Genomic DNA, 18,175 nt, shown 5'->3' on the forward strand with positions numbered 1-18,175 from the left:
GCAGCGGCACCGCGCCGAGCGGACCGAGCAGCGGGAACGTCGGGGTGACCGGGAAGTACGGCAGCCCCAGTGCCCGGGCCAGCGGCCGGATGTTGCCCAGCAGCGGGTAGATCTCCTCGGCGCCGACGATCGAGCACGGCACGATCGGGACCCCGGTGCGGATCGCGGCCGAGACGAACCCGCCGCGACCGAAGCGCTGCAGCTTGTAGCGCTCGGAGTAGGGCTTGCCGATGCCCTTGAAGCCCTCCGGCCACACCCCGACCAGCTCACCGGCGGCCAGCAGCCGCTCGGCGTCGGGGTTGCAGGCCAGCGTGCTGCCGGTCTTGCGGGCTAGCGCGCCGAGCACCGGGGTGCTGAACACCAGGTCCGCCCCGAGCATCCGCAGGAAGCGGTGATCGGGGGTGACGTCGTGCACCGCGGTCGCGGCCATCACCCCGTCGAGGGCCCACAGGGCACCCGCGTGGTTGGCCACGATCAGCGCACCGGAATCGGCCGGCAGGTGGTGCGCGCCGAGCACCTCGGTACGGAACCACCTGCGGTACAGCTGGCGGGCCGCCGGCAGCACGAGAGCCTCGGTGAGGTCGGGGTCGAAGCCGAACTCGTCCACCGGGTAGTCGCCGGCGATCCGGCGGCGCAGGAAGGCTAGCGCCGCGGCCGTCCGGCGTTCCCAGCCGCTCTCGGCCTCGGTGCCGTCCGCGGCGGGCAGCTTGATCACCTGCGCCTCAGCCATTGCGCACCCGCCGGGACGAGCCGATCCGGGTCACCGAGGCCGGCGTCCGGGAAGCCGGCGGGGCAGTGGTGCGCAGCAGCCGGGCCAGCACCGCACCGCCGGCGTCGAGGACCGGCTCGCCGAGCACCGGACGCACCGGCCGGCCGGTCAGGAAATCGGAGAAGGCCGCCGCGGTGGAGTACTGCGGGGTGTAGCCGAACTCCTGCTTGAGCCGGTCGTTGGACACCACCCGCCCGAAATTCAGGAACTGCATCTGTTCGGGCGAGAAGTCCACCATGCCGCTGCGCCGAACCGACCGGCCGACGAACTGCACGGCCGGTGCCGGGATCGGAACGGCGATCTTGCCGGCCCGCCGGATCGCCTGGCTGAGCAGCAGCACACCGTCGGCGGCGACGTTGAAGGTTCCCGGGCGGTCGGAGACGCTGGCCAGCCGCAGCACCTCGACCGCGTCGCTCTCGTGCAGCAGTTGCAGGCGCGGGTCGAAGCCGAGCACCGTGGGCACCAGCGGCAGCTGGAAGTACCGGGTCAGCGGGGTGTCGACGGACGGCCCGACGAAGTTGGCGAAGCGCAGCAGCGTGACGCTGACGTCCGGGCGGCGGCGGGTGAAGCCCCGCAGGTAGCCCTCGACCTCGACGGCGTCCTTGGCGTAGCCGCTGCGGGGCAGCGCCTTGGCGGTCATGTCCTCGGTGAACAGCGCGGGATCCCGGGGCGAGGTGCCGTAGACCGCGGTGCTGGACTTGACCACCAGCCGCCGGACGGTGCCGGAGTTCTGGCAGGCGGCCAGCAGTTGCATGGTGCCGATGACGTTGAGTTCCTTCATCGGCGCGCGGCCGCCGGCCCCGTGCGGGGTGGCGGTCACCGAGGCGTGCACCACGGTGTCCACCTCGGCCTGGCTGATCACCCGGGAGATCAGCGGATTGCGGATGTCGGCCCGGACGAACTCGGTGCGGCCCAGCAGGTCGAGGTCGGCGCGGGCCGGCGGCACCGTGTCGACGCCGATGATCCGGTCGATACCGGGGTCGGCGGACAGCCGTCCAGCCAGCCGGCAGGCCAGATAGCGGCTGATTCCGGTGACCAGGACGACCCGCGACATCGACTCCTACCGGGGTCTAGCAGGGTGGGTTACTTCTTGTTACGGCGCTGGACGCGCGTCTTCTTCAGCAGCTTGCGGTGCTTCTTCTTCGCCATCCGCTTGCGCCGCTTCTTGATGACAGAACCCATTGCCTACCTCACCCACCTGATCGACTCGCGTTGAGAAGACCTGCGCTGAAACCCGGATGACCGCGTTCCACAGGTCGTGCACGCGTCACTGACCTGGCAGCTTACCGTGCCGGCCGGAGCCCGCCGAACGTCGCCGGGCACCGGCGGCAGCCGTTCGGCGGCACGGCAGCACCAGATCCGAGCCGGGCGGGCCGGGTCAACCGGCAGCAGACCTGGCGCCAGGCCACAGGCTCAGCCGGCGGTAGACCGCGAGGCCGGGCCACAGGCTCAGCCGGTGGCCGGTGCGACCCCGGCCCTGCGGGCTCAGCCGGTGGCCAGTGCGACCTCGGCCCTGCGGGCTCAGCCGGCTTCGAAGAAGGCGCTCTTCAGGTAGTCCTGCACGGCCTTCTCGGGCACCCGGAAGGACCGACCCACCCGCACCGCGGGCAGCTCACCGGAGTGCACCATGCGGTACACCGTCATCTTGGACACGCGCATCACCGAAGCCACTTCGGCCACGGTGAGGAAGCGCACCTCACGCAACCCATCAGGGGTCGTAGTCATCTGTCGTCACCGGACTCTCGGCACGTGACAGTGAGCCGGCTTCCCCACCGGCAACCTGACACGCACGTGCTGCGCTGAGAGTAGCGGTAACGGTGGTACTCGTGCGATGGGTGTTCTTCACAAAGTGGGTACTTTTTGTCCGACTGGCGGCGTGTCGCCTATGTTCCTCGAGCCGGTATGCTGCGCGGCCCCGTACGGTCACTCGGCGTCGGCCGCCCGGCCGAGCTCGGCCGAGCGGTTGCGGGCCGCTTCGATGGCCGCCAGGAATGCCGCCCGCACGCCGTGGTTCTCCAGCTCCCGGATGGCCGAGATGGTGGTGCCGGCCGGGCTGGTGACCGCCTCGCGCAATTGGACCGGATGCTGGCCGGAGTCGCGCAGCATCACCGCCGACCCGACCAGGGTCTGCACGATGAGATCGGCGGCCAGCGCGCGCGGCAGGCCCAGCAGGATGCCTGCGTCGATCATGGCCTCGACCAGGAAGAAGAAGTACGCCGGTCCGCTGCCCGACAGCGCGGTGACCGCGTCCAGCTGGGACTCGGGCACCCGGACCACCCGGCCGACCGCGGACAGCAGCTCGTCGGCCCGCTGCAGGTGCTGCTGGCTGGCCCGGGATCCGGCCGAGATCGCCGTCATGGCCTCGTCCACCAGGGCCGGGGTGTTGGGCATGCACCGCACCACGGCGGGCCCGGCCGGCAGGCCGCGCTCGATCCGGGCGGTGGTGATGCCGGCCGCCACCGAGACGATCAGGTGCTCGGCGCTGACCTGGTCGGCCAGCTGGTGCAGCAGCGGGTCGATGTCCTGCGGCTTCACCGCGATCAGGATCGTCGAGCAGGACCGGGCCGCTTCGGCGACGTCCACCACCCGGACGGGGTAGCGCTCGCTGAGGTAGCGAATCCGCTCGGGGTAGTGCTCGACCACCAGGATGTCGCCCGGGTCGGTGCCGGTGCGCAGCAGGCCGGACAGCAACGCCTCGCCGATCTTGCCGCCGCCGATGATGGCCAACCTGCCGGAAGTGCTCGTCATGCGCCCATTCTCTCAGCGTGGCTTTCCGGGATTGTGGTCAGCGCGGCTTCCGGGGGATGTCAGTACCGCTTCCCTCACGGGTGCGGTCAGCGCGCTTCCCGGCTGCCGTCAGCGCAGCTGGTCCAGCCGGCGCAGGATCACTCCCTCGCGCAGCGCCCACGGCGACAGCTCGAACTCGGTCACGCCTAGGGCCTGCATCGCCTGCTCGGCCACCACCGCACCCGCCAGCGTCTGGTGCGCCCGGGCCGGCGACACCCCGTCGAGCTCGGCCAGGTCCGCCGACGGGATGCGCGAGATGAACCCGAGCACCTGCCGCAGGCCGTTGACCTGAAGGCTGCGCGGGACCCGCGGGCCGGCACTGGACGGCGCGGCGCCGGCCAGCCGGGCGAGCGTCCGGAAGGTCTTGCTGCTGGCCACCACTCGGTCCGGCGGGCCGACCGCCAGCAGCTTGCGGGCCGGCTCGGCAAGCTGTTCGGCGACGTAGCCGCGCAGCTGGTCGATCGAGCGCTTGGACGGCGGGTCGCCGTCGAGCCATTCCCGAGTCAGCCGGCCGGCCCCGAGCGGCACGGACAGCGCCACCTCGGGCACCTCGTCGGTGCCGACGGCCAGCTCCAGGGAGCCACCGCCGATGTCGAGGCAGAGCAACCGGCCGGCACTCCAGCCGAACCACCGGCGCACGGCCAGGAAGGTGAGTACCGCCTCGTCCTCGCCGGTCAGCACCTGCAGGTCGACACCGGCCTCCTTCTTGACCCGGGCCAGCACCTGGGGGGAGTTGCGGGCGTCCCGGACCGCCGAGGTGGCGAACGGCAGCAGCTCGTCGCAGTGCAGCTCGGCAGCCTGCCGGCGGGCACCGAGGGTGGCGCCGACCAGCGCGTCCGCCCCGTCCTTGACCAGGTCGCCGTGCTTGTCGAGGTGCTCGGCCAGCCGCAGCACCGACTTGTGGGACAGCTGCGGGGTCGGCTGGGCACCGAGGTGGGCGTCCACCACCAGCAGGTGGACGGTATTGGAGCCGACGTCCAGTACCCCCAGTCGCATGCGCTGCACGCTAGCCGATGCCGGACGCCGGGCCCTGACCGGCGCGGGGGGGTGCCGACCTGCACCGTTACGACTGCCTGCATGCCGGGGCGTCGTCGTGGCACGGTGCTCCGGTACCGGGTTAGTCTCGCCGTTGTGCCTTCCCGCAATCTGCCCGTCATAGCAGCCTCGCCCGCCTCCCGGGACAGCGAGGTGGGCCTGGACTTTCCGCGGGAATGGCTGGAGTTCACCGACCCGGCGAACCCGCAGCACCACATTCGGGCCGACCTGACCTGGCTCTGCTCGAACTGGAGCTGCATCTACGGCCGGGGCTGTCACGGCGTGATCGAGGGCCGCAGCGCGGACGGCTGCTGCAGCCACGGCGCGTTCTTCTCTGACGACGACGACCTCAAGCGGGTCCGGCGCTACGCCAAGCAGCTCGACGCCGACCTCTGGCAGCACCGGAAGGTGGGCCGCGCGAAGGGCATCACCGAGAAGGACTCGGTCGGCGACGACGAGAACCGGATTCGCACCCGCACCGTGGACGGCGCCTGCGTCTTTCTCAACCGGCCGGGCTTTCCCGGTGGCATGGGCTGCGCGCTGCACGCCCTGGCGCTGCGGACCGGGCTGCACCCGCTGGACACCAAGCCCGAGGTGTGCTGGCAGTTGCCGGTCCGGCGCGAGCAGGAATGGGTCACCCGGGCCGACGACACCCAGGTCCTGGTGTCGACGGTGAGCGAGTTCGACCGGCGGGGCTGGGGTGAGGGCGGACATGACCTGCACTGGTGGTGCACCTCCGCCCCCGAGGCCCATCGCGGCGCCGAGCCGCTGTACGTCAGCTACGCACCGGAACTCACCGCCCTGATCGGGCAGGCCGCCTACACCGAGCTGGCCCGGCTGTGCGCGTTGCGCCTGGCACAGGGCCTGGTCGCGGTGCATCCGGCCACCGCCGCGGCCGCAGCGCTTCCGGCCGAAGCAGCGGCAGCGCCTCCGGCTACCGGCGCGGCGGAACCGGCTGCCACCCGGCCGGCCCGCAACCGGGCCGGCACGGACCGCTAGTCCGGAGTACCCCACCGGGCTCAGGCGACGGCGACCAGCATGCGGCTGGCGCTGACCGGTATGTCGGCCCAGCACAACGGGCAGTCGAACTCCATGCCGTCGTGCAGGCCGCAGAAATGATCGGCGGTGAGCGCCGCACAGTCGTCGCACTCTCCGTTGAACCCCTGGCGGGCCGGGTCGAACAGGATGCCGCAGCCGGCGTTGACGCAGCGGACCGCGTCGGCGGCGTTCTCGGTGCGGTCGGCGTTGATGAAGATCAGGTCGGACATCGGTTGGTCACCTCCACGTTGACGTGGTCAGACCATCGCACCGACCTCTGACAATTTTCGTCCGGCCCGTGGCTGGCGGCCGGCAAAGCGAAGGTCAGCCGTCGAACTTGTAGCCCAGGCCCCGCACGGTGAGCAGGTACTTGGGGTTGGCCGGATCGGGCTCGATCTTGGCCCGCAGCCGCTTGACGTGCACGTCGAGGGTCTTGGTGTCGCCGACGTAGTCCGAGCCCCAGATCCGGTCGATGAGCTGCCCGCGGGTCAGTACCCGGCCGGCGTTGCGCAGCAGCAGCTCGAGCAGGTCGAACTCCTTGAGCGGCAGGGCCACCGTCTCGCCGTTGACCGCCACGGTGTGCCGATCGACGTCCAGCCGGACCGGTCCGGCCTCGATGGTCGGGCTCAGCAGTTCCTCGGGCTCGGCCCCGCGGCGCAGCACCGCCCGGATCCGGGCCAGCAGTTCGCGGTGCGAGAACGGCTTGGTCACATAGTCGTCGGCACCCAGTTCCAGGCCGACCACCTTGTCCACCTCGGAGTCCCGGGCGGTCAGGATGATGATGGCGACGTTGGACTTCTGCCGCAGCGCCCGGCAGACCTCGGTGCCGGACAGCCCCGGCAGCATCAGGTCCAGCAGCACCACGTCGGCGCCGGTCCGGTCGAACTCGCGCAGCCCGTCCGGGCCGGTCTCGGCCACCGATACCTCGAAGCCCTCGCGGCGCAGCATGTAGGACAGTGGGTCGGAGATCGATTCCTCGTCCTCGACGACAAGTACCCGGGTCACCGGGACTCCTCTCGACGGTAGGGGCAGCCGTGACGGGTTCTCACCGCGCGGCGCTGCCGGCAGTGGGGTGGGTGCCGCTGGAGCGGGCATCGGCGGAGGTCGCCGGCTCGGCCGGCAGGTCGCGACCGGCCAGCGGCAGCCGCATGGTGAAGGTCGAGCCGGCGCCGACCACGCTCCACACCGACACCCGGCCGCCGTGGTTGGTGGCGATGTGCTTGACGATCGCCAGGCCCAGGCCGGTGCCGCCGGTCCGCCGGGAGCGGGCCTGGTCGACCCGGTAGAACCGCTCGAACACCCGGTCGAGGTCCGATTCGGCGATCCCGATGCCCTGGTCGGCCACGGCGATGTCGACCCAGTCGGTGCCGTCCTCGCTGACCAGCCTGCTGGTCACGGCGACCCGGGTCTGTTCCGGGCTGTAGGCGATCGCGTTGTCGACCAGGTTGCCCAGCGCCGTGCTGAGCTGGATCTCGTCGCCGTGTACCAGCAGGCCGGGCTCGGTGCGGGCAGTGACGGTGATGCCGGTCTGCTCGGCGAGCAGCCGGCTGCGGTCGACCGCCTCGCCGACGATCTTGTCGACGCTCACCAGATCCTGGCCGGGCAGCGGGTCGGCGCCCTGCAGCCGGGACAGCTCGATCAGTTCCTGCACCAGCCGGCCCAGTCGCGAGCCTTCGTGTTGCATCCGTCCGGCGAAGTGCTGCACCGCCTCGGGATCGTCGGCGGCCTCCTGGACGGCCTCGGCGAGCAGCGTCAGGGCGCTGACCGGGGTCTTGAGCTCGTGCGAGACGTTGGCCACGAAGTCGCGCCGGACCAGTTCCAGCCGGCGGGCCTCGGTGATGTCGGAGAACCGCAGCACCACCGAACCGACCCGGCCGCCGTCGCGCAGCGGCATGGCGCGGACCAGGAAGCTCACCTGCTCCGGTCCGCGACCGGGGGTGGACAGGTCAAGGGCGACGCTGTCCGGTTCGCCGGTGTCGGTCACTGAGCGGACCAGTTCGGACAGCACCGGCGGGGTGAGCCGGTCCGCCTCGACGACCTTCATCCGCCGTGAGACCGGATTGGCGAAGATCACCGTCTCGTCCCGGTCCAGCACCACCACGCCGACGTCGAGGGCTCCGAGCGCCCGGGAGGCGAGCCCGGCAGTGGGTGCCGGGGCCGTGGCGAGACCGGAGGTAGCCGTGCTGCGGCGCACGAACAGGGCAGCCGCGAAGGCCGACAGCGCCGCGCCGAGCAGGAACGCCACGACGGCGACTTCCAGGTTCACGCCTGCATCCTACGGCCGGATTTGCGGGCCTCCCGGCGTAGCGGAAGTGCGCGCAGCCAGGCGTCACCAGTTGTTCACCGAGCCGCTGCCGGGCATTCATCGAGGCCGCCTCCGGCAGACATGTGGCTCCCTAGGCTGGTCGCATGCGCGATCTCTATCACGAAGAGCTGGACCAGATAGGCAACAGCCTGGTCGCCATGACGCACCTGGCGGGCACCGCGATGCAGCGGGCTACCGAGGCGCTGCTGACCGGCGATCTGCTCGGCGCCGAGCGGGTGGTCAGCGACGCCACCGCCATCGACGCGTTGCGGGCGGACCTGGAGACGCGGACCTTCCTGCTGCTGTCGCTGCAGCAGCCGGTGGCCACCGACCTGCGCATGCTGGTGACCACGCTGCATCTGGTGGCCGACCTGGAGCGGATGGGTGACCTGGCGCTGCACGTGGCCAAGGTCGCCCGGATGCGGCATCCCGACATCGCGGTGCCGGCCGAGCTGCGCGACGTCATCTCGCAGATGGGCGCAGTGGCGCTGTCCCTGGTGGACAAGGTCGCCGAGGTGATCAAGGGTCGCGACGTCGAGCTGGCGCGGGCGATCGAGGTCGAGGACGACTCGATGGACGCCCTGCACCGCAAGCTGTTCACCCAGCTGCTGGCCGACACCTGGTCACACGGGACCGAGGCGGCCATCGATATGACGCTGCTGGGCCGCTACTACGAGCGGTATGCCGACCATGCGGTGGGGGTAGCACGGCGGGTCGTCTTCGTCGCCACCGGGGCGATGCCGGCAGGTTCCGCGGCGGTCAAGCCGGTCAGCCCACCTGCGGGCTGACACTGCCGGTGTAGTTACGGGCTAGGACTCGTCAGTCCTCCCCTAGTGCCTGGGCCATTCCCAATGACGGGGCCAATCCCAGTTACGGGGCACCGAAGGAACCTCCTCTCAGTCAGACGGGGCGGCTTACGTGCCTATGCCGTCTTACCAGTCCCAGTGACGAACCATCGGACACCTCCTCGCTACGCTTGCACGCCTGCACTCAGGTCAGGCTTATCCCAGTTCCAGTGGCGGGGCCAGTCCCAGGTACGAACCATCACGCAGGTATCACCACTCCCAGTGCTCCATGTCACCTCCTTTCGCTTGACGCTGGCATAAACTATCTAAGATCACCCGGTACGGAGCAGTTCATCTACTCCTCAATGGCCTCGGTCTCCGAGATACAGATACTTCGAGTCGATGACTACGTACCTCGCTCTGTTCCTTTATCAAGGTGTTCTTAGTCAGTCCTGAGTCACCACTCCCCAACTGAAAGCCATGTCACACCTCCAGGCCTCGTACTAGGGGCACTCTGCAAGAAGTTACTCACACTTCTACTTAGTTACAAATTCCGGCTTACAGCCCTTCAGCTACGACCAGTCCCAATTATGCATAGTTTCATCCCCTCTCTGCTTCCATGGATAGTGCTACGCACTTCGGCATGAACTACACGTAACGCTACAGTTTTAATGACGGTTACGCGAAATGGGAGCGAAGAGCAATAGACATTTCGTCTAGTGAGCTGGACACAATGATGGGTATGCAGAAGCGCAGCAGAGGCAAGCAAAGCTGCCTGCAAACCGAGCCTCGCCCTAAGCCGATACATGCTGATCTATTTGTCAATCAGTGGTGACAGATCCGAACGTTACGGGTACGGTCTGTAAGCGGCCGACCACGGGGGATGAACCATGAGGACAACCTTGACAAGGGGTAGGGCGCAACCGTTGTTGCGCCCTACCCCTGAGGGTTCCTACCGTCCGTGGCTTACGGCCAATCCCAGTGACGCAACATCCAACACACCCCCTTCGACCGGTGAGGCCCAGATGAGTGCTTCCGTGGCGGGCAACCACGGGACACCGCATGCACCTAAATGCCGAGCACTGCAATGAGCGCACCAGACAGCATTTCCTTCCTGCTGCTAGCGCTGACTAGTGTTACCTACTCCGTTTCAATTCGACGGTTAGAACGGCTTCGACGCGCCCTGACTGAAGGGAAAGTACCGTCCTTTCTGAGCGTGTGGACTTTCGCCGCTTCTCTTATCCTCCCGCCTCTTGCTGTTGTAGGCATCGTTTTCACCGCATATGCGGCGGAGTGGCCTTCACGCAAGATTGTGGGAGGCGGGCGGCCGCTACGTTACATATATAGCAGCCTTGCAGCTGCAGGCTCCTGTCTAGCAGCTTCGGCCTCTTTACATGCTGTGGGCGGGACGCTGGGCATAGCGCTAGCGCTACTTACGTTCTCCGTCGTAGACATTTTGTCTACTGTTGCTGTCTTGTTGATTGCAAGACAAATTCAAGTTCTGCGCATGTTTGCAAACCCGAAGGCCCATGCGGCAGAGACAGCAACACAGCTGCTGGGTTTAATGCTGGCTGGCTTGATGAGCTGGCATGTGCTGCTTGGGGTACTTGTGATCCCGGCGCTCCTGATGGTGCACCGGTGGTCGCTGCGGGAGACGGTCAAGGTCGAGAAGGCCTTCGACGAGGAGACCGGCCTGTGGTCCGAGTCGGCCTGGCGGATCCAAGCCCAGCAGAAGCTCTACGACGCCCATGGCCACGTCGCCCTCGTCATCATCGACCCGGACGAATCGGGCTCGGACCAGCAGATCATCGAAGCGATCGAGTCGGGCCTCACCCCCGCAGACCTGCTCGGCCGTTACGGCAGCCGCCAGATCGTCGTGCTCATCGCAGTCGGCCGGCGCGAGGCGGGCCTGTTCCTGAGTACCGGCTTCCGCGCCGACCTGGCCCGCGCGGGCGTGCGCGCGCCGCTCGGCTGCGCGACCACCGCGGACGGCGAACTCGAAGGCCTGCTCATCGAGGCCATGTCCGACCTGATGGCACGCCGGGCAGCAGCCGGCGTACACCACACCTGGTAGCCGCCGCCAAAGCTTCGGTAGCCGCTCCTACGGCTTGGTAGCCGGAGCACCCCACCGCAGCTGTCAGACGCCTACCTAGCGAGACCCCAAGCCGTCCGCCTGGTCGATGGCCGCCGCCAGCCCGGCCTCCAGGAACGTCAGCACCGATGCCAGCGTGATCAGGCCGTCGAGCCGAGCAGCCTTCGCCCGCTCCCCCAGCTCCAGCACCAGGTCGGTGACCTGCCGGCGCTCGGCGGTGGTGAAGGCCGAGATGTCCAGCGCGGACAGCTGCACCGCAGGCGGCGGCGCCACGGCGGGCGAAGTGGTGAACACGCGGATCAGGTTGGCCACCGCCTGGGCCTGCTCGATGGTCAGGTCCACGGTGGAGGCCGGAAGCATCGACGCCAGCAGCGACCGGTCCTCGGCCACGTCGATCTGGAACTGGGTCGCGTAGCCCAGCACCACCTCGCGCGGGTCGACGCCCAGCGCGTGGGCCGTGCCCTCGATCACCTCGCGGGACTTCGGCCAGCCCTTGACCTCGCCCTTGCTGATCTTGCCGAATGTCTGATACGGCACCGCGCCGCCGGACCGCTCCTCGAGCTGGCGCAGCGTCAAGCCCGTCGCGAGCTTCTGCCGGACCAGTTCAGCGATCGTCGGCACCTGCCCGGAACGCGGGTCCACCATGTGTCGATCGGCCCCTTCCGGTAGAGAGCGATGGCTACGCACGGTGGCCCGACGGCTGGTCCGGCACTAACCAAACGTAGAGGTAGCCGGGCTGCCGACGGTGATCATTCAGCTAACTACAACGCTGTAATTTGACTGCTCCGTGTGTCTCGTGCGCTCTGCTATATATCAAGTTATAGTTGACAAGCCGTCAAGGATCAAGCGAAGATCTGGCCGCTGGCAAGCCACGCCGAAGCAGCCTCGGGGAAAGGTAGACCACAGCCGTGACCAGCACCGCCACGCCCGCACCAATTCGTTCCTCCGTCCCACTGGGCTCCCGGTCGATGAGCCCCGCTGCCCTTGGGCTGCCCGACAAGTCAATTACTGGTAGACACAACGCTGAGTATTGCATGACACAGCGTGGATCGGTAGGTGTGTGACGTCATGCAGCTACGCAGTCGGGACGCACTTGTCATCTGCCTGGACGCCACCGGGATGTCGGAGCGCCAACTCGCCCGGACGGCCGGGCTCAGCCACGCCACCGTCAACCACCTGGTGACGGGCCGCCGCACTGGCTGCACGCTGGCAACCGCGCGAGCCATCGAGAGGGCCCTGGGCGTCGGAGAGGGAACCCTGTTCGACAGCACCTACGAGCTGGAGACCGCGAAGTAGGGAACGACCACAGCCGAGCCTGACGCCCCGCTTCCCGCAGCGGGACGCGGCCTGCCTAGCTGAGGCAGCCCCGCGGGAAGAAGCCCCACTGGATGCCTGCCGGAAACTGCGGGCTGGCGTTCGTCGCCAGGTTGCCCATCACCCAGTCGTCTCGCTTGGAGACGTAGCGGACGTAGACGGTTCCGGAGTTCACATGGCCTATGAAGTTGGCCGGAGCCGCCGCGCCGCCGCTGTAGATCGCAGCCGAGCCGATGTTGCCGACCACGTCGCAGCCGCCGGCCTTGACGGTGGCCTGGTGGCTGGTGATGTTCTTCCAGACGCCGGCTTCCGGCTCGTCGCTGACGCTGGTGCCGTCATTGCACAGCCGGTCGGCCGCGTGGTCATAGCAGAAGATCCTGGTGGTGTGATTCGGCGGGGTGGTGCAGGGCGGGTTGTGGTGCGCGCCCTCGGGGTACAGCTCGTAGGCGTTCATATCCAGGTACGACCACGCGCAGCCGTTGAAGTGGCCGTAGGCGTAGCCGCCGGCGAACGGGGTGTTCACGCTGGCCGCCCCGGCGGTGTAGTAGGAGTAGACGTCCATGTGGTCGTTGCCGACCGCCTGGCCGACCCCGTCGTGGAACAGGTACCCGACGATCGGGCCGTGCGGCTGCCCGCCGGTGTCGAAGGTGAGCGCCACCCAGCCGGGCCCGTAGCCGGTGTGGCCGGCGCTCACTCCGGATGCGCCCGAACTCGCGATGGCGAAGTAGCCGGTGGAGAAGGCGTAGGCCGGTGTGGCACCACCGATCAAGCCGAGCAGGGCGAGCAGCGCAGCCCACAGGCCGACGCGAGTACGAGCGAACATGGCGGTGGCCTTTCGGGCAAATGACTCTGATGCCCTTTAACGTACTACTTGCGTTAGCTCCTCGACGCGGCGGCAGCCAGCTACCCGGGCCCCGGAGCCGCCCTACCTGCCCTGGTTCGCCACGCCCTGGATGGCGGCTTCGGCAGCCTCGGGGTCGAGGTAGTCGGCCGGACGCACCGGCAGCATGGTGGCGCCGTCCAGCTCGTAGCGCAGCGGGATGCCGGTCGGGACGTTCAGCGAGACCACTTCTTCGTCGCCCAGGCCGTCCAGGTGCTTGATCATCGCCCGCAGCGAGTTGCCGTGCGCGGCGACCAGCACGGCGCCGTTGCGCAGGTCCGGCACGATCGCGTCGTAGAAGTAGGGCAGCATCCTCTTCACCACGTCAGCCAGGCATTCGGTGCGCGGCACGGTGGTCAGCAGGTCGGCGTACCGGGCCTCGCCGACCTGGCTGTAGGAGTCGTCGTCGGCCAGCGGAGGCGGCGGCACGTCGTAGGAGCGGCGCCAGAGCATGAACTGCTCGTCGCCGAACTCAGCCCGTACGGCTGCCTTGTCCTTGCCCTGCAACGCCCCGTAGTGGCGCTCGTTGAGCCGCCAGCTGCGCCGCACCGGAATCCAGTGCCGATCCGCGGCGTCCAGCGAGATCTGCGCGGTGCGGATCGCCCGCCGCAGCAGCGAGGTGTGCACCACCTGCGGCGCCAGGCCGTGCTCGCGCAGCAGCTCGCCCGCTCGCCTGCCCTCGGCCTCGCCGGCTTCGGTCAGGTCCACATCGACCCAACCGGTGAACAGGTTCTTGCGGTTCCAGTCGCTCTCGCCGTGGCGGAGCAGCACCAGGGTGTGGGTGGAGGCAGTCATGCCGGCAATCCTGCCAGGTCGGCTCCGGGCGGCTGACTTCAGCGAGAAGCAGTGGCGGCAGAACTCAGCGGGCGCGCTTGACGAAGCCCTCGAAGGCGGCGAGGTTGGCCAGCGACTCGCCCCGGCTCTCCCGCCAGGCCCATTCCCGCCGGATCGAGGAGCCGAAGCCGAGCTCCAGCAAGGTGTTGAACGCCGAGTCGGCGTAGTCGAGCACCAGCCCGAGCAGCCGGTCGACCGACTCGGCGCTCACCGCGGCCAGCGGCCAGCGGCCGGTCAGGTAGATGTCGCCGCTGTCGTCGATCGACCAGTACACCCCGAACATCCGGGCGTTGTGCGACAGCAGCCAGCCGTGCACCTTCTCGACGTTCTCCTCCGGCCGGCGCACCACGAACGCCTCGATGGCCAGGCCCTGGCTGCCGACGACCAGCCAGCAGGCCGTCTTCAACCGCTTCTGGCCCGGCAGGTTGGCCACGAACGCCCCGGGTTGCGGCTCCTGGTACTCCACCTCGGCCTCGGCCAGCGCCTGCCGGATCACGGCCACCGCCGTGGCCTGCTCACCACCGGCCACCGGCTGGTCAGCGGTCATGCCAGGCCCGAGGCAGCCAGCTCGGGCAGGCCGAAGTCGGCCAGCGCATCCCGGTAGGCGACCAGCAGGCCGTCCGCGGTATGCCGCCACGAGAACTGCTGGGCATGCGCACGGGCAGCGACGCCGAGCTCGGCCCGCCGCTTGGGCTCGTACAGCAGCGAACCGAGCACCGTGGCCCAGTCGTCGGTGTGGTGGCCGTCCACCAGCCGGCCGGTCCGGCCGTCCTGCACGGCGGTACGCAGGCCACCCACCGCCGCCGCGACCACCGGAACCCCGCAGGCCTGCGACTCCAGCGCCACCAGGCCGAAGGACTCGTTGTAGCTGGGCACCACGGTCAGGTCGGCCGCGGTGTAGAAGTCGGCCAGCCGGGTCCTGGACGCCGGCGGCTCGAAGCGCACCCGGTCGGCGATGCCGAGCTCGCCCGCCAGCCGGGTCAGCGCGAGCGGGTCGGCGATCCCCGAGCCGCTCGGCGCCCCGACGACGACCACCTGCAGCCGCCGCGCCAGCTCCGGATCGGTCTCGGCCAACCGCGCCGCCGCGCGGAGCAGCACGTCCGGCGCCTTGAGCGGTTGCAGCCGGCCGACGAACAGCAGCACCAGGGCGTCCGCAGCGATGCCGAGCCGGTCGCGGGCGTCCAGGGCCGAACCGGGCCGGAAGGTGTCCAGGTCCACGCCTGGCGGCACGGTGACGATCCGGCCGGGGTCGGCGCCGTAGGACTCGATCAGCTGCTTGGCCTCGTCGTCGGTGTTGGCGACCAACCGGTCCGCCTCGGCGACCACCTGCTGCTCGCCGACGATCCGGGCCAGCGGCTCCGGGTCGTCACCGGCGGCCAGGTGCTCGTTCTTGGTCAGCGCCAGGGTGTGCGCGGTGTGCACCAGCGGCACTCCCCAGCGCTCCCGGGCCAGCCAGCCGACCTGCCCGGACAGCCAGTAGTGCGAGTGCACCACGTCGTACCAGCCCGGCTCGTGCTGGGCCTCGGCGCGCAGCACCGCGGCGGTGAAGGCACATAGCTGGGCCGGCAGGTCGTGCTTGGACAGCCCCTCGTACGGGCCGGCCGTCACGTGCCGGACCAGCACCCCCGGCTCGACCTCCACCAGCCGGGGCAGGTCGGAGGAGGTGGCTCGGGTGAAGATCTCGACCGCCACGCCGGAGTCGGCCAGCCGGCGAGCGGTCTCCAGCACGTAGACGTTCATGCCGCCGGCGTCGCCGCCGCCGGGCTGCTCCAGCGGTGAGGTGTGCACACTCAGGGTGGCCACTCGCTTCGGTAATGCACCGTGCCTGCTGATCCGTGGTGACGCTCCGCGCCGCCCGTCCTGTCGCACATCGCCCCCTGGTACCTGCCTGGTCTTCCTCTCCCAGACCACAACGCCGAAGCACCCCCGATTCTGCCGCATTCGTCGAATCAGTGAGAATTCGAGCCATGGCTACCTCACGCGGACTGGCAGTGGTGACCGGCGGTTCCAGCGGAATCGGGGCGGCGACGGCACGCCACCTGGCCGAGGCCGGCTTCACCGTCTGGGCCTGCGCCCGGCGGGTCGACCGGCTCGCCGAGGTGGCCGCGGCGCACCCCGCGATCACCGCGATCGGCCTGGACGTCACCTCGCCCGAGTCGGTGGCCGAGCTCGCCGGCCGGGTGAACGCCGAACCCGACGGCCTGGCGCTGCTGGTCAACAACGCCGGCGGCGCGATCGGCCTCGAACCGGTCGCCGAGGCCGACCCGGCCGACTGGCTGACCATGTACCAGACCAACGTGCTCGGCGCGATGCGGCTCACCCAGGCCCTGCTGCCCGCCCTGGAATCCGGCGCCGGCGGCCACATCGTGCTGACCGGCTCGATCGCCGGCTACTCCGTCTACGAGGGCGGCGCCGGCTACTCGGCCGCCAAGTACGCGGCCCGGGCGATGATGGAGACGCTGCGGCTGGAGCTCAACGGCCGCCCGATCCGGGTGTCGGAGGTGGCGCCCGGCCTGGTGGCCACCGAGGAGTTCTCGCTGGTGCGCTTCCGCGGTGACGCCGACCGCGCCGCCGCCGTCTACGAAGGGGTGCACCAGCCGCTGACCGCCGACGACGTCGCTGACATCATCACCTTCGTGGCGACCCGGCCGGCACACGTGAACATCGACCTGACGGTGGTCAAGCCGGTGGCCCAGGCCGCTCCGCACAAGCTGCACCGGAAGCGCTGACCGTCCCGCGGAGCAGCGCGTCCCGGCCCGGACCGGCTCAGCGGATGATGCACTCCACCCGGTCCCGGCCGGCGCTCTTGGCCGCGTACAGGGCGCTGTCGGCGACGTGCATCAGGCCCTCGATGTCGGCGCCGTTGTTGGGATAGAGCGCCAGCCCGATCGAGGCGGAGAAGCCCCGGACCGGCACCTCGGGCGCGTTCGGGCTGAACACCTCCAGCTCGCGAATGCGGCTGAGGATCCGGTCGCTGATGGCCCGGGCGGTTGCCAGGTCGACCTCGGGCAGGATGGCCACGAACTCCTCGCCACCGAAGCGGCCGATGCTGTCGTACTGGCGCAGTTCGGTGGTCAGCCGCTCGGCCACCGAGATCAGGACGGCATCGCCGACCAGGTGCCCGTAGGTGTCGTTGACCTCCTTGAACCGGTCCATGTCGATGATCAGGACGGCCACGGTGTGCCGGTCCCGGGCCGCCCGGGCGACCTCCTTCTGCGCGACCTGGCGCCAGGCCACGGCATTGAGCAGACCGGTCTTGGGGTCGGTGGTGGCGGCCACCTCGAGCTGCTTGATCAGCGCGCCCCGCTGCAGCGCCACCAGCGGGACGACGCTGAGCACCGTCAGCCACGGTGTGTAGACCACGGTCAGCCCGGTCATGGCGCCGAGGCAGAGGGTGGCCACCTCCAGCCCGTTCTCCTCCGCGGTGCCGAACAGCGCGCGGACCGGCAGCGGCCGGGCGGACAGGAAGATCGCCCCGGCGATCATCGAGGTGTTGACCGCGGTGTAGAGCACCATCGCCAGCAGCACGAAACCGGCCGCGGCGGCGCCGCCGGTCAGGTGACCCAGGGGCCCGGCGCTCAGGTGCACGATGGTGGTACCGGTGAGGCAGGCCAGGACGACCGTGGCGGCGGTGAACAGCTGGCGGTAGGGGTGGACGCCGGCCCGTAGCCGCAGCGTCGACATCGACACCGCGCCGAACACCCCGAGCAGCGCGGCCAGCCCGGCCGGCAGGGCGATGACGCCGGCGAACGTCCAGACCGAGGTCATGTCGATCGAGTGGCTGTCGGCCAGCCGGATGCGCATCCGCTCGATCCGCGGCGAGATCTGCTGGAACGCGATGACCAGCGCCGTCAGCACGGCGAACCGGATGAGCTCGGAGCGGTTCACCGTCTCGGTCAGCAATGCGGCGGTCATCCACAGCAGCGCAGCGAGCTCGGCGAAGATCAGGTAACGGATGAGGTCCTTGGGCAGCGACCACAGCTCCCAGGAACGGGGCGCCCACCGGCGGGTGGTACCGGGCGGCCGCGCCACTCTCATTCCGCTGTGCTCCAGATCCTCCGCAGTGCTGGGAGCCTTCACAGTAACTGCTATGTCGCTGCCTGTCACCGCTCCGTCGCGCAGTGCGAGTGAGGGGTGACACACAGCAATCGAGCTACGTACTATCCGTTCCGGCGCAGACACTAGTAGCGCAGAAACGGCCCGGCCGGCAACTCGTTGCGTGCCTGCCTGGCCGTCGCCCTTGCACAGGTTCACCACCCGCCTGACGCCGTCAGCAATCGGGCATGGCCCACCCAAGGAGGCGAGCATGTACAACCACAGCTGGTAGAGCCCGACG

The 18,175-nt window shown here is 69.3% G+C and carries 20 protein-coding genes; 5 read left to right on the top strand and 15 right to left on the bottom strand.

The features are described from left to right. The 6 genes from VLJ82_RS16425 to VLJ82_RS16450 form a co-directional block, all read right to left on the bottom strand. Window positions 1-730: lysophospholipid acyltransferase family protein (locus VLJ82_RS16425; protein WP_408664446.1), on the bottom strand; the 730-nt coding region annotated here is incomplete at its 3' end. Beyond that, complete coding sequence (locus tag VLJ82_RS16430; RefSeq protein WP_408664447.1) at window positions 723-1,823, bottom strand: NAD-dependent epimerase/dehydratase family protein; 1,101 nt, start codon at window positions 1,821-1,823, stop codon at window positions 723-725. The genes VLJ82_RS16425 and VLJ82_RS16430, both read right to left, overlap by 8 nt. A 29-nt stretch (window positions 1,824-1,852) precedes the next feature. Further along, entirely contained in the window at window positions 1,853-1,951 is a 99-nt protein-coding gene (locus VLJ82_RS16435; RefSeq protein WP_012854759.1) for a 30S ribosomal protein bS22, read from the bottom strand. 339 nt (window positions 1,952-2,290) lie between these two features. Further along, a complete protein-coding gene (locus tag VLJ82_RS16440; RefSeq protein WP_408664448.1) occupies window positions 2,291-2,494 on the bottom strand; it encodes a helix-turn-helix domain-containing protein in 204 nt (67 codons plus the stop codon). 198 nt (window positions 2,495-2,692) lie between these two features. Then, on the bottom strand, window positions 2,693-3,517 hold the full coding sequence (gene proC / locus VLJ82_RS16445; RefSeq protein WP_408664449.1) for a pyrroline-5-carboxylate reductase: 825 nt from the start codon (window positions 3,515-3,517) through the stop codon (window positions 2,693-2,695). A 108-nt stretch (window positions 3,518-3,625) separates the two neighbouring features. Then, window positions 3,626-4,552 carry a hypothetical protein gene (locus tag VLJ82_RS16450; RefSeq protein ID WP_408664450.1) on the bottom strand — a complete coding sequence of 309 codons (927 nt, stop codon included), beginning with the start codon at window positions 4,550-4,552 and terminating at the stop codon, window positions 3,626-3,628. 135 nt (window positions 4,553-4,687) lie between these two features. Between VLJ82_RS16450 and VLJ82_RS16455 the strand changes: the two genes are divergently transcribed. Then, window positions 4,688-5,590, top strand: a complete 903-nt coding sequence (locus VLJ82_RS16455; protein WP_408664451.1) for a hypothetical protein — start codon at window positions 4,688-4,690, stop codon at window positions 5,588-5,590. 20 nt (window positions 5,591-5,610) lie between these two features. On the opposite strand, the gene VLJ82_RS16460 is transcribed toward VLJ82_RS16455, so the two are convergent. From VLJ82_RS16460 to VLJ82_RS16470, 3 genes are all read right to left on the bottom strand, one after another. After that, window positions 5,611-5,859, bottom strand: a complete 249-nt coding sequence (locus tag VLJ82_RS16460; protein WP_408664452.1) for a hypothetical protein — start codon at window positions 5,857-5,859, stop codon at window positions 5,611-5,613. Between the two features lie 94 nt (window positions 5,860-5,953). Beyond that, entirely contained in the window at window positions 5,954-6,634 is a 681-nt protein-coding gene (locus VLJ82_RS16465) for a winged helix-turn-helix domain-containing protein (RefSeq protein ID WP_408664453.1), read from the bottom strand. Between the two features lie 40 nt (window positions 6,635-6,674). After that, the gene (locus VLJ82_RS16470; RefSeq protein WP_408664454.1) at window positions 6,675-7,895 is read right to left on the bottom strand and encodes a sensor histidine kinase; all 1,221 of its coding nucleotides are present in this window, start codon (window positions 7,893-7,895) and stop codon (window positions 6,675-6,677) included. Window positions 7,896-8,038: 143 nt separating this feature from the next. On the opposite strand from VLJ82_RS16470, the gene phoU reads away from it, so the two are divergent. Beyond that, window positions 8,039-8,722, top strand: a complete 684-nt coding sequence (phoU, locus tag VLJ82_RS16475; protein ID WP_408664455.1) for a phosphate signaling complex protein PhoU — start codon at window positions 8,039-8,041, stop codon at window positions 8,720-8,722. A gap of 1,471 nt (window positions 8,723-10,193) precedes the next feature. Beyond that, window positions 10,194-10,793, top strand: coding sequence for a hypothetical protein (locus VLJ82_RS16480; protein ID WP_408664456.1), 600 nt, complete (start codon window positions 10,194-10,196; stop codon window positions 10,791-10,793). Window positions 10,794-10,868: 75 nt separating this feature from the next. Here the strand turns inward: VLJ82_RS16480 and VLJ82_RS16485 are convergent, their stop codons facing one another. Further along, window positions 10,869-11,456 (bottom strand): hypothetical protein, encoded by a 588-nt coding sequence (locus VLJ82_RS16485; protein WP_408664457.1) that lies wholly within the window; start codon window positions 11,454-11,456, stop codon window positions 10,869-10,871. Between the two features lie 423 nt (window positions 11,457-11,879). Between VLJ82_RS16485 and VLJ82_RS16490 the strand changes: the two genes are divergently transcribed. After that, a complete protein-coding gene (locus VLJ82_RS16490; RefSeq protein WP_408664458.1) occupies window positions 11,880-12,107 on the top strand; it encodes a helix-turn-helix domain-containing protein in 228 nt (75 codons plus the stop codon). 55 nt (window positions 12,108-12,162) lie between these two features. Here the strand turns inward: VLJ82_RS16490 and VLJ82_RS16495 are convergent, their stop codons facing one another. The 4 genes from VLJ82_RS16495 to mshA form a co-directional block, all read right to left on the bottom strand. After that, the gene (locus VLJ82_RS16495) at window positions 12,163-12,948 is read right to left on the bottom strand and encodes a hypothetical protein (RefSeq protein WP_408664459.1); all 786 of its coding nucleotides are present in this window, start codon (window positions 12,946-12,948) and stop codon (window positions 12,163-12,165) included. A 102-nt stretch (window positions 12,949-13,050) separates the two neighbouring features. Continuing rightward, window positions 13,051-13,800 carry a phosphoglyceromutase gene (locus tag VLJ82_RS16500; RefSeq protein WP_408664460.1) on the bottom strand — a complete coding sequence of 250 codons (750 nt, stop codon included), beginning with the start codon at window positions 13,798-13,800 and terminating at the stop codon, window positions 13,051-13,053. A 64-nt stretch (window positions 13,801-13,864) separates the two neighbouring features. Further along, window positions 13,865-14,386 carry a YbjN domain-containing protein gene (locus VLJ82_RS16505; RefSeq protein WP_408664461.1) on the bottom strand — a complete coding sequence of 174 codons (522 nt, stop codon included), beginning with the start codon at window positions 14,384-14,386 and terminating at the stop codon, window positions 13,865-13,867. Next, the gene (gene mshA / locus VLJ82_RS16510; RefSeq protein WP_408664462.1) at window positions 14,383-15,642 is read right to left on the bottom strand and encodes a D-inositol-3-phosphate glycosyltransferase; all 1,260 of its coding nucleotides are present in this window, start codon (window positions 15,640-15,642) and stop codon (window positions 14,383-14,385) included. Before mshA ends, VLJ82_RS16505 begins: the two co-directional genes overlap by 4 nt. Before the next feature lie 164 nt (window positions 15,643-15,806). Here mshA and VLJ82_RS16515 point away from each other — a divergent pair, with 164 nt between their 5' ends. Then, complete coding sequence (locus VLJ82_RS16515; RefSeq protein WP_408664463.1) at window positions 15,807-16,568, top strand: SDR family NAD(P)-dependent oxidoreductase; 762 nt, start codon at window positions 15,807-15,809, stop codon at window positions 16,566-16,568. Window positions 16,569-16,605: 37 nt separating this feature from the next. Here the strand turns inward: VLJ82_RS16515 and VLJ82_RS16520 are convergent, their stop codons facing one another. Further along, entirely contained in the window at window positions 16,606-17,877 is a 1,272-nt protein-coding gene (locus VLJ82_RS16520) for a GGDEF domain-containing protein (RefSeq protein ID WP_408664464.1), read from the bottom strand. Between the last annotated feature and the right edge of the window lie 298 nt (window positions 17,878-18,175).

Origin of the sequence: Jatrophihabitans sp., from assembly GCF_035474675.1 — a bacterium.
Taxonomy (GTDB): domain Bacteria; phylum Actinomycetota; class Actinomycetes; order Mycobacteriales; family Jatrophihabitantaceae; genus Jatrophihabitans_A.

Coding starts and splice junctions, on each gene's coding strand:
- VLJ82_RS16460 (WP_408664452.1), bottom strand. CDS start 5,859: ATGTCCGACCTGATCTTCATCAACGCCGACCGCACCGAGAACGCCGCC.
- VLJ82_RS16435 (WP_012854759.1), bottom strand. CDS start 1,951: ATGGGTTCTGTCATCAAGAAGCGGCGCAAGCGGATGGCGAAGAAGAAG.
- VLJ82_RS16515 (WP_408664463.1), top strand. CDS start 15,807: ATGGCTACCTCACGCGGACTGGCAGTGGTGACCGGCGGTTCCAGCGGA.
- VLJ82_RS16500 (WP_408664460.1), bottom strand. CDS start 13,800: ATGACTGCCTCCACCCACACCCTGGTGCTGCTCCGCCACGGCGAGAGC.
- VLJ82_RS16430 (WP_408664447.1), bottom strand. CDS start 1,823: ATGTCGCGGGTCGTCCTGGTCACCGGAATCAGCCGCTATCTGGCCTGC.
- proC (WP_408664449.1), bottom strand. CDS start 3,517: ATGACGAGCACTTCCGGCAGGTTGGCCATCATCGGCGGCGGCAAGATC.
- VLJ82_RS16450 (WP_408664450.1), bottom strand. CDS start 4,552: ATGCGACTGGGGGTACTGGACGTCGGCTCCAATACCGTCCACCTGCTG.
- VLJ82_RS16505 (WP_408664461.1), bottom strand. CDS start 14,386: ATGACCGCTGACCAGCCGGTGGCCGGTGGTGAGCAGGCCACGGCGGTG.
- VLJ82_RS16440 (WP_408664448.1), bottom strand. CDS start 2,494: ATGACTACGACCCCTGATGGGTTGCGTGAGGTGCGCTTCCTCACCGTG.
- phoU (WP_408664455.1), top strand. CDS start 8,039: ATGCGCGATCTCTATCACGAAGAGCTGGACCAGATAGGCAACAGCCTG.
- VLJ82_RS16490 (WP_408664458.1), top strand. CDS start 11,880: ATGCAGCTACGCAGTCGGGACGCACTTGTCATCTGCCTGGACGCCACC.
- VLJ82_RS16485 (WP_408664457.1), bottom strand. CDS start 11,456: ATGGTGGACCCGCGTTCCGGGCAGGTGCCGACGATCGCTGAACTGGTC.
- VLJ82_RS16495 (WP_408664459.1), bottom strand. CDS start 12,948: ATGTTCGCTCGTACTCGCGTCGGCCTGTGGGCTGCGCTGCTCGCCCTG.
- VLJ82_RS16520 (WP_408664464.1), bottom strand. CDS start 17,877: ATGAGAGTGGCGCGGCCGCCCGGTACCACCCGCCGGTGGGCGCCCCGT.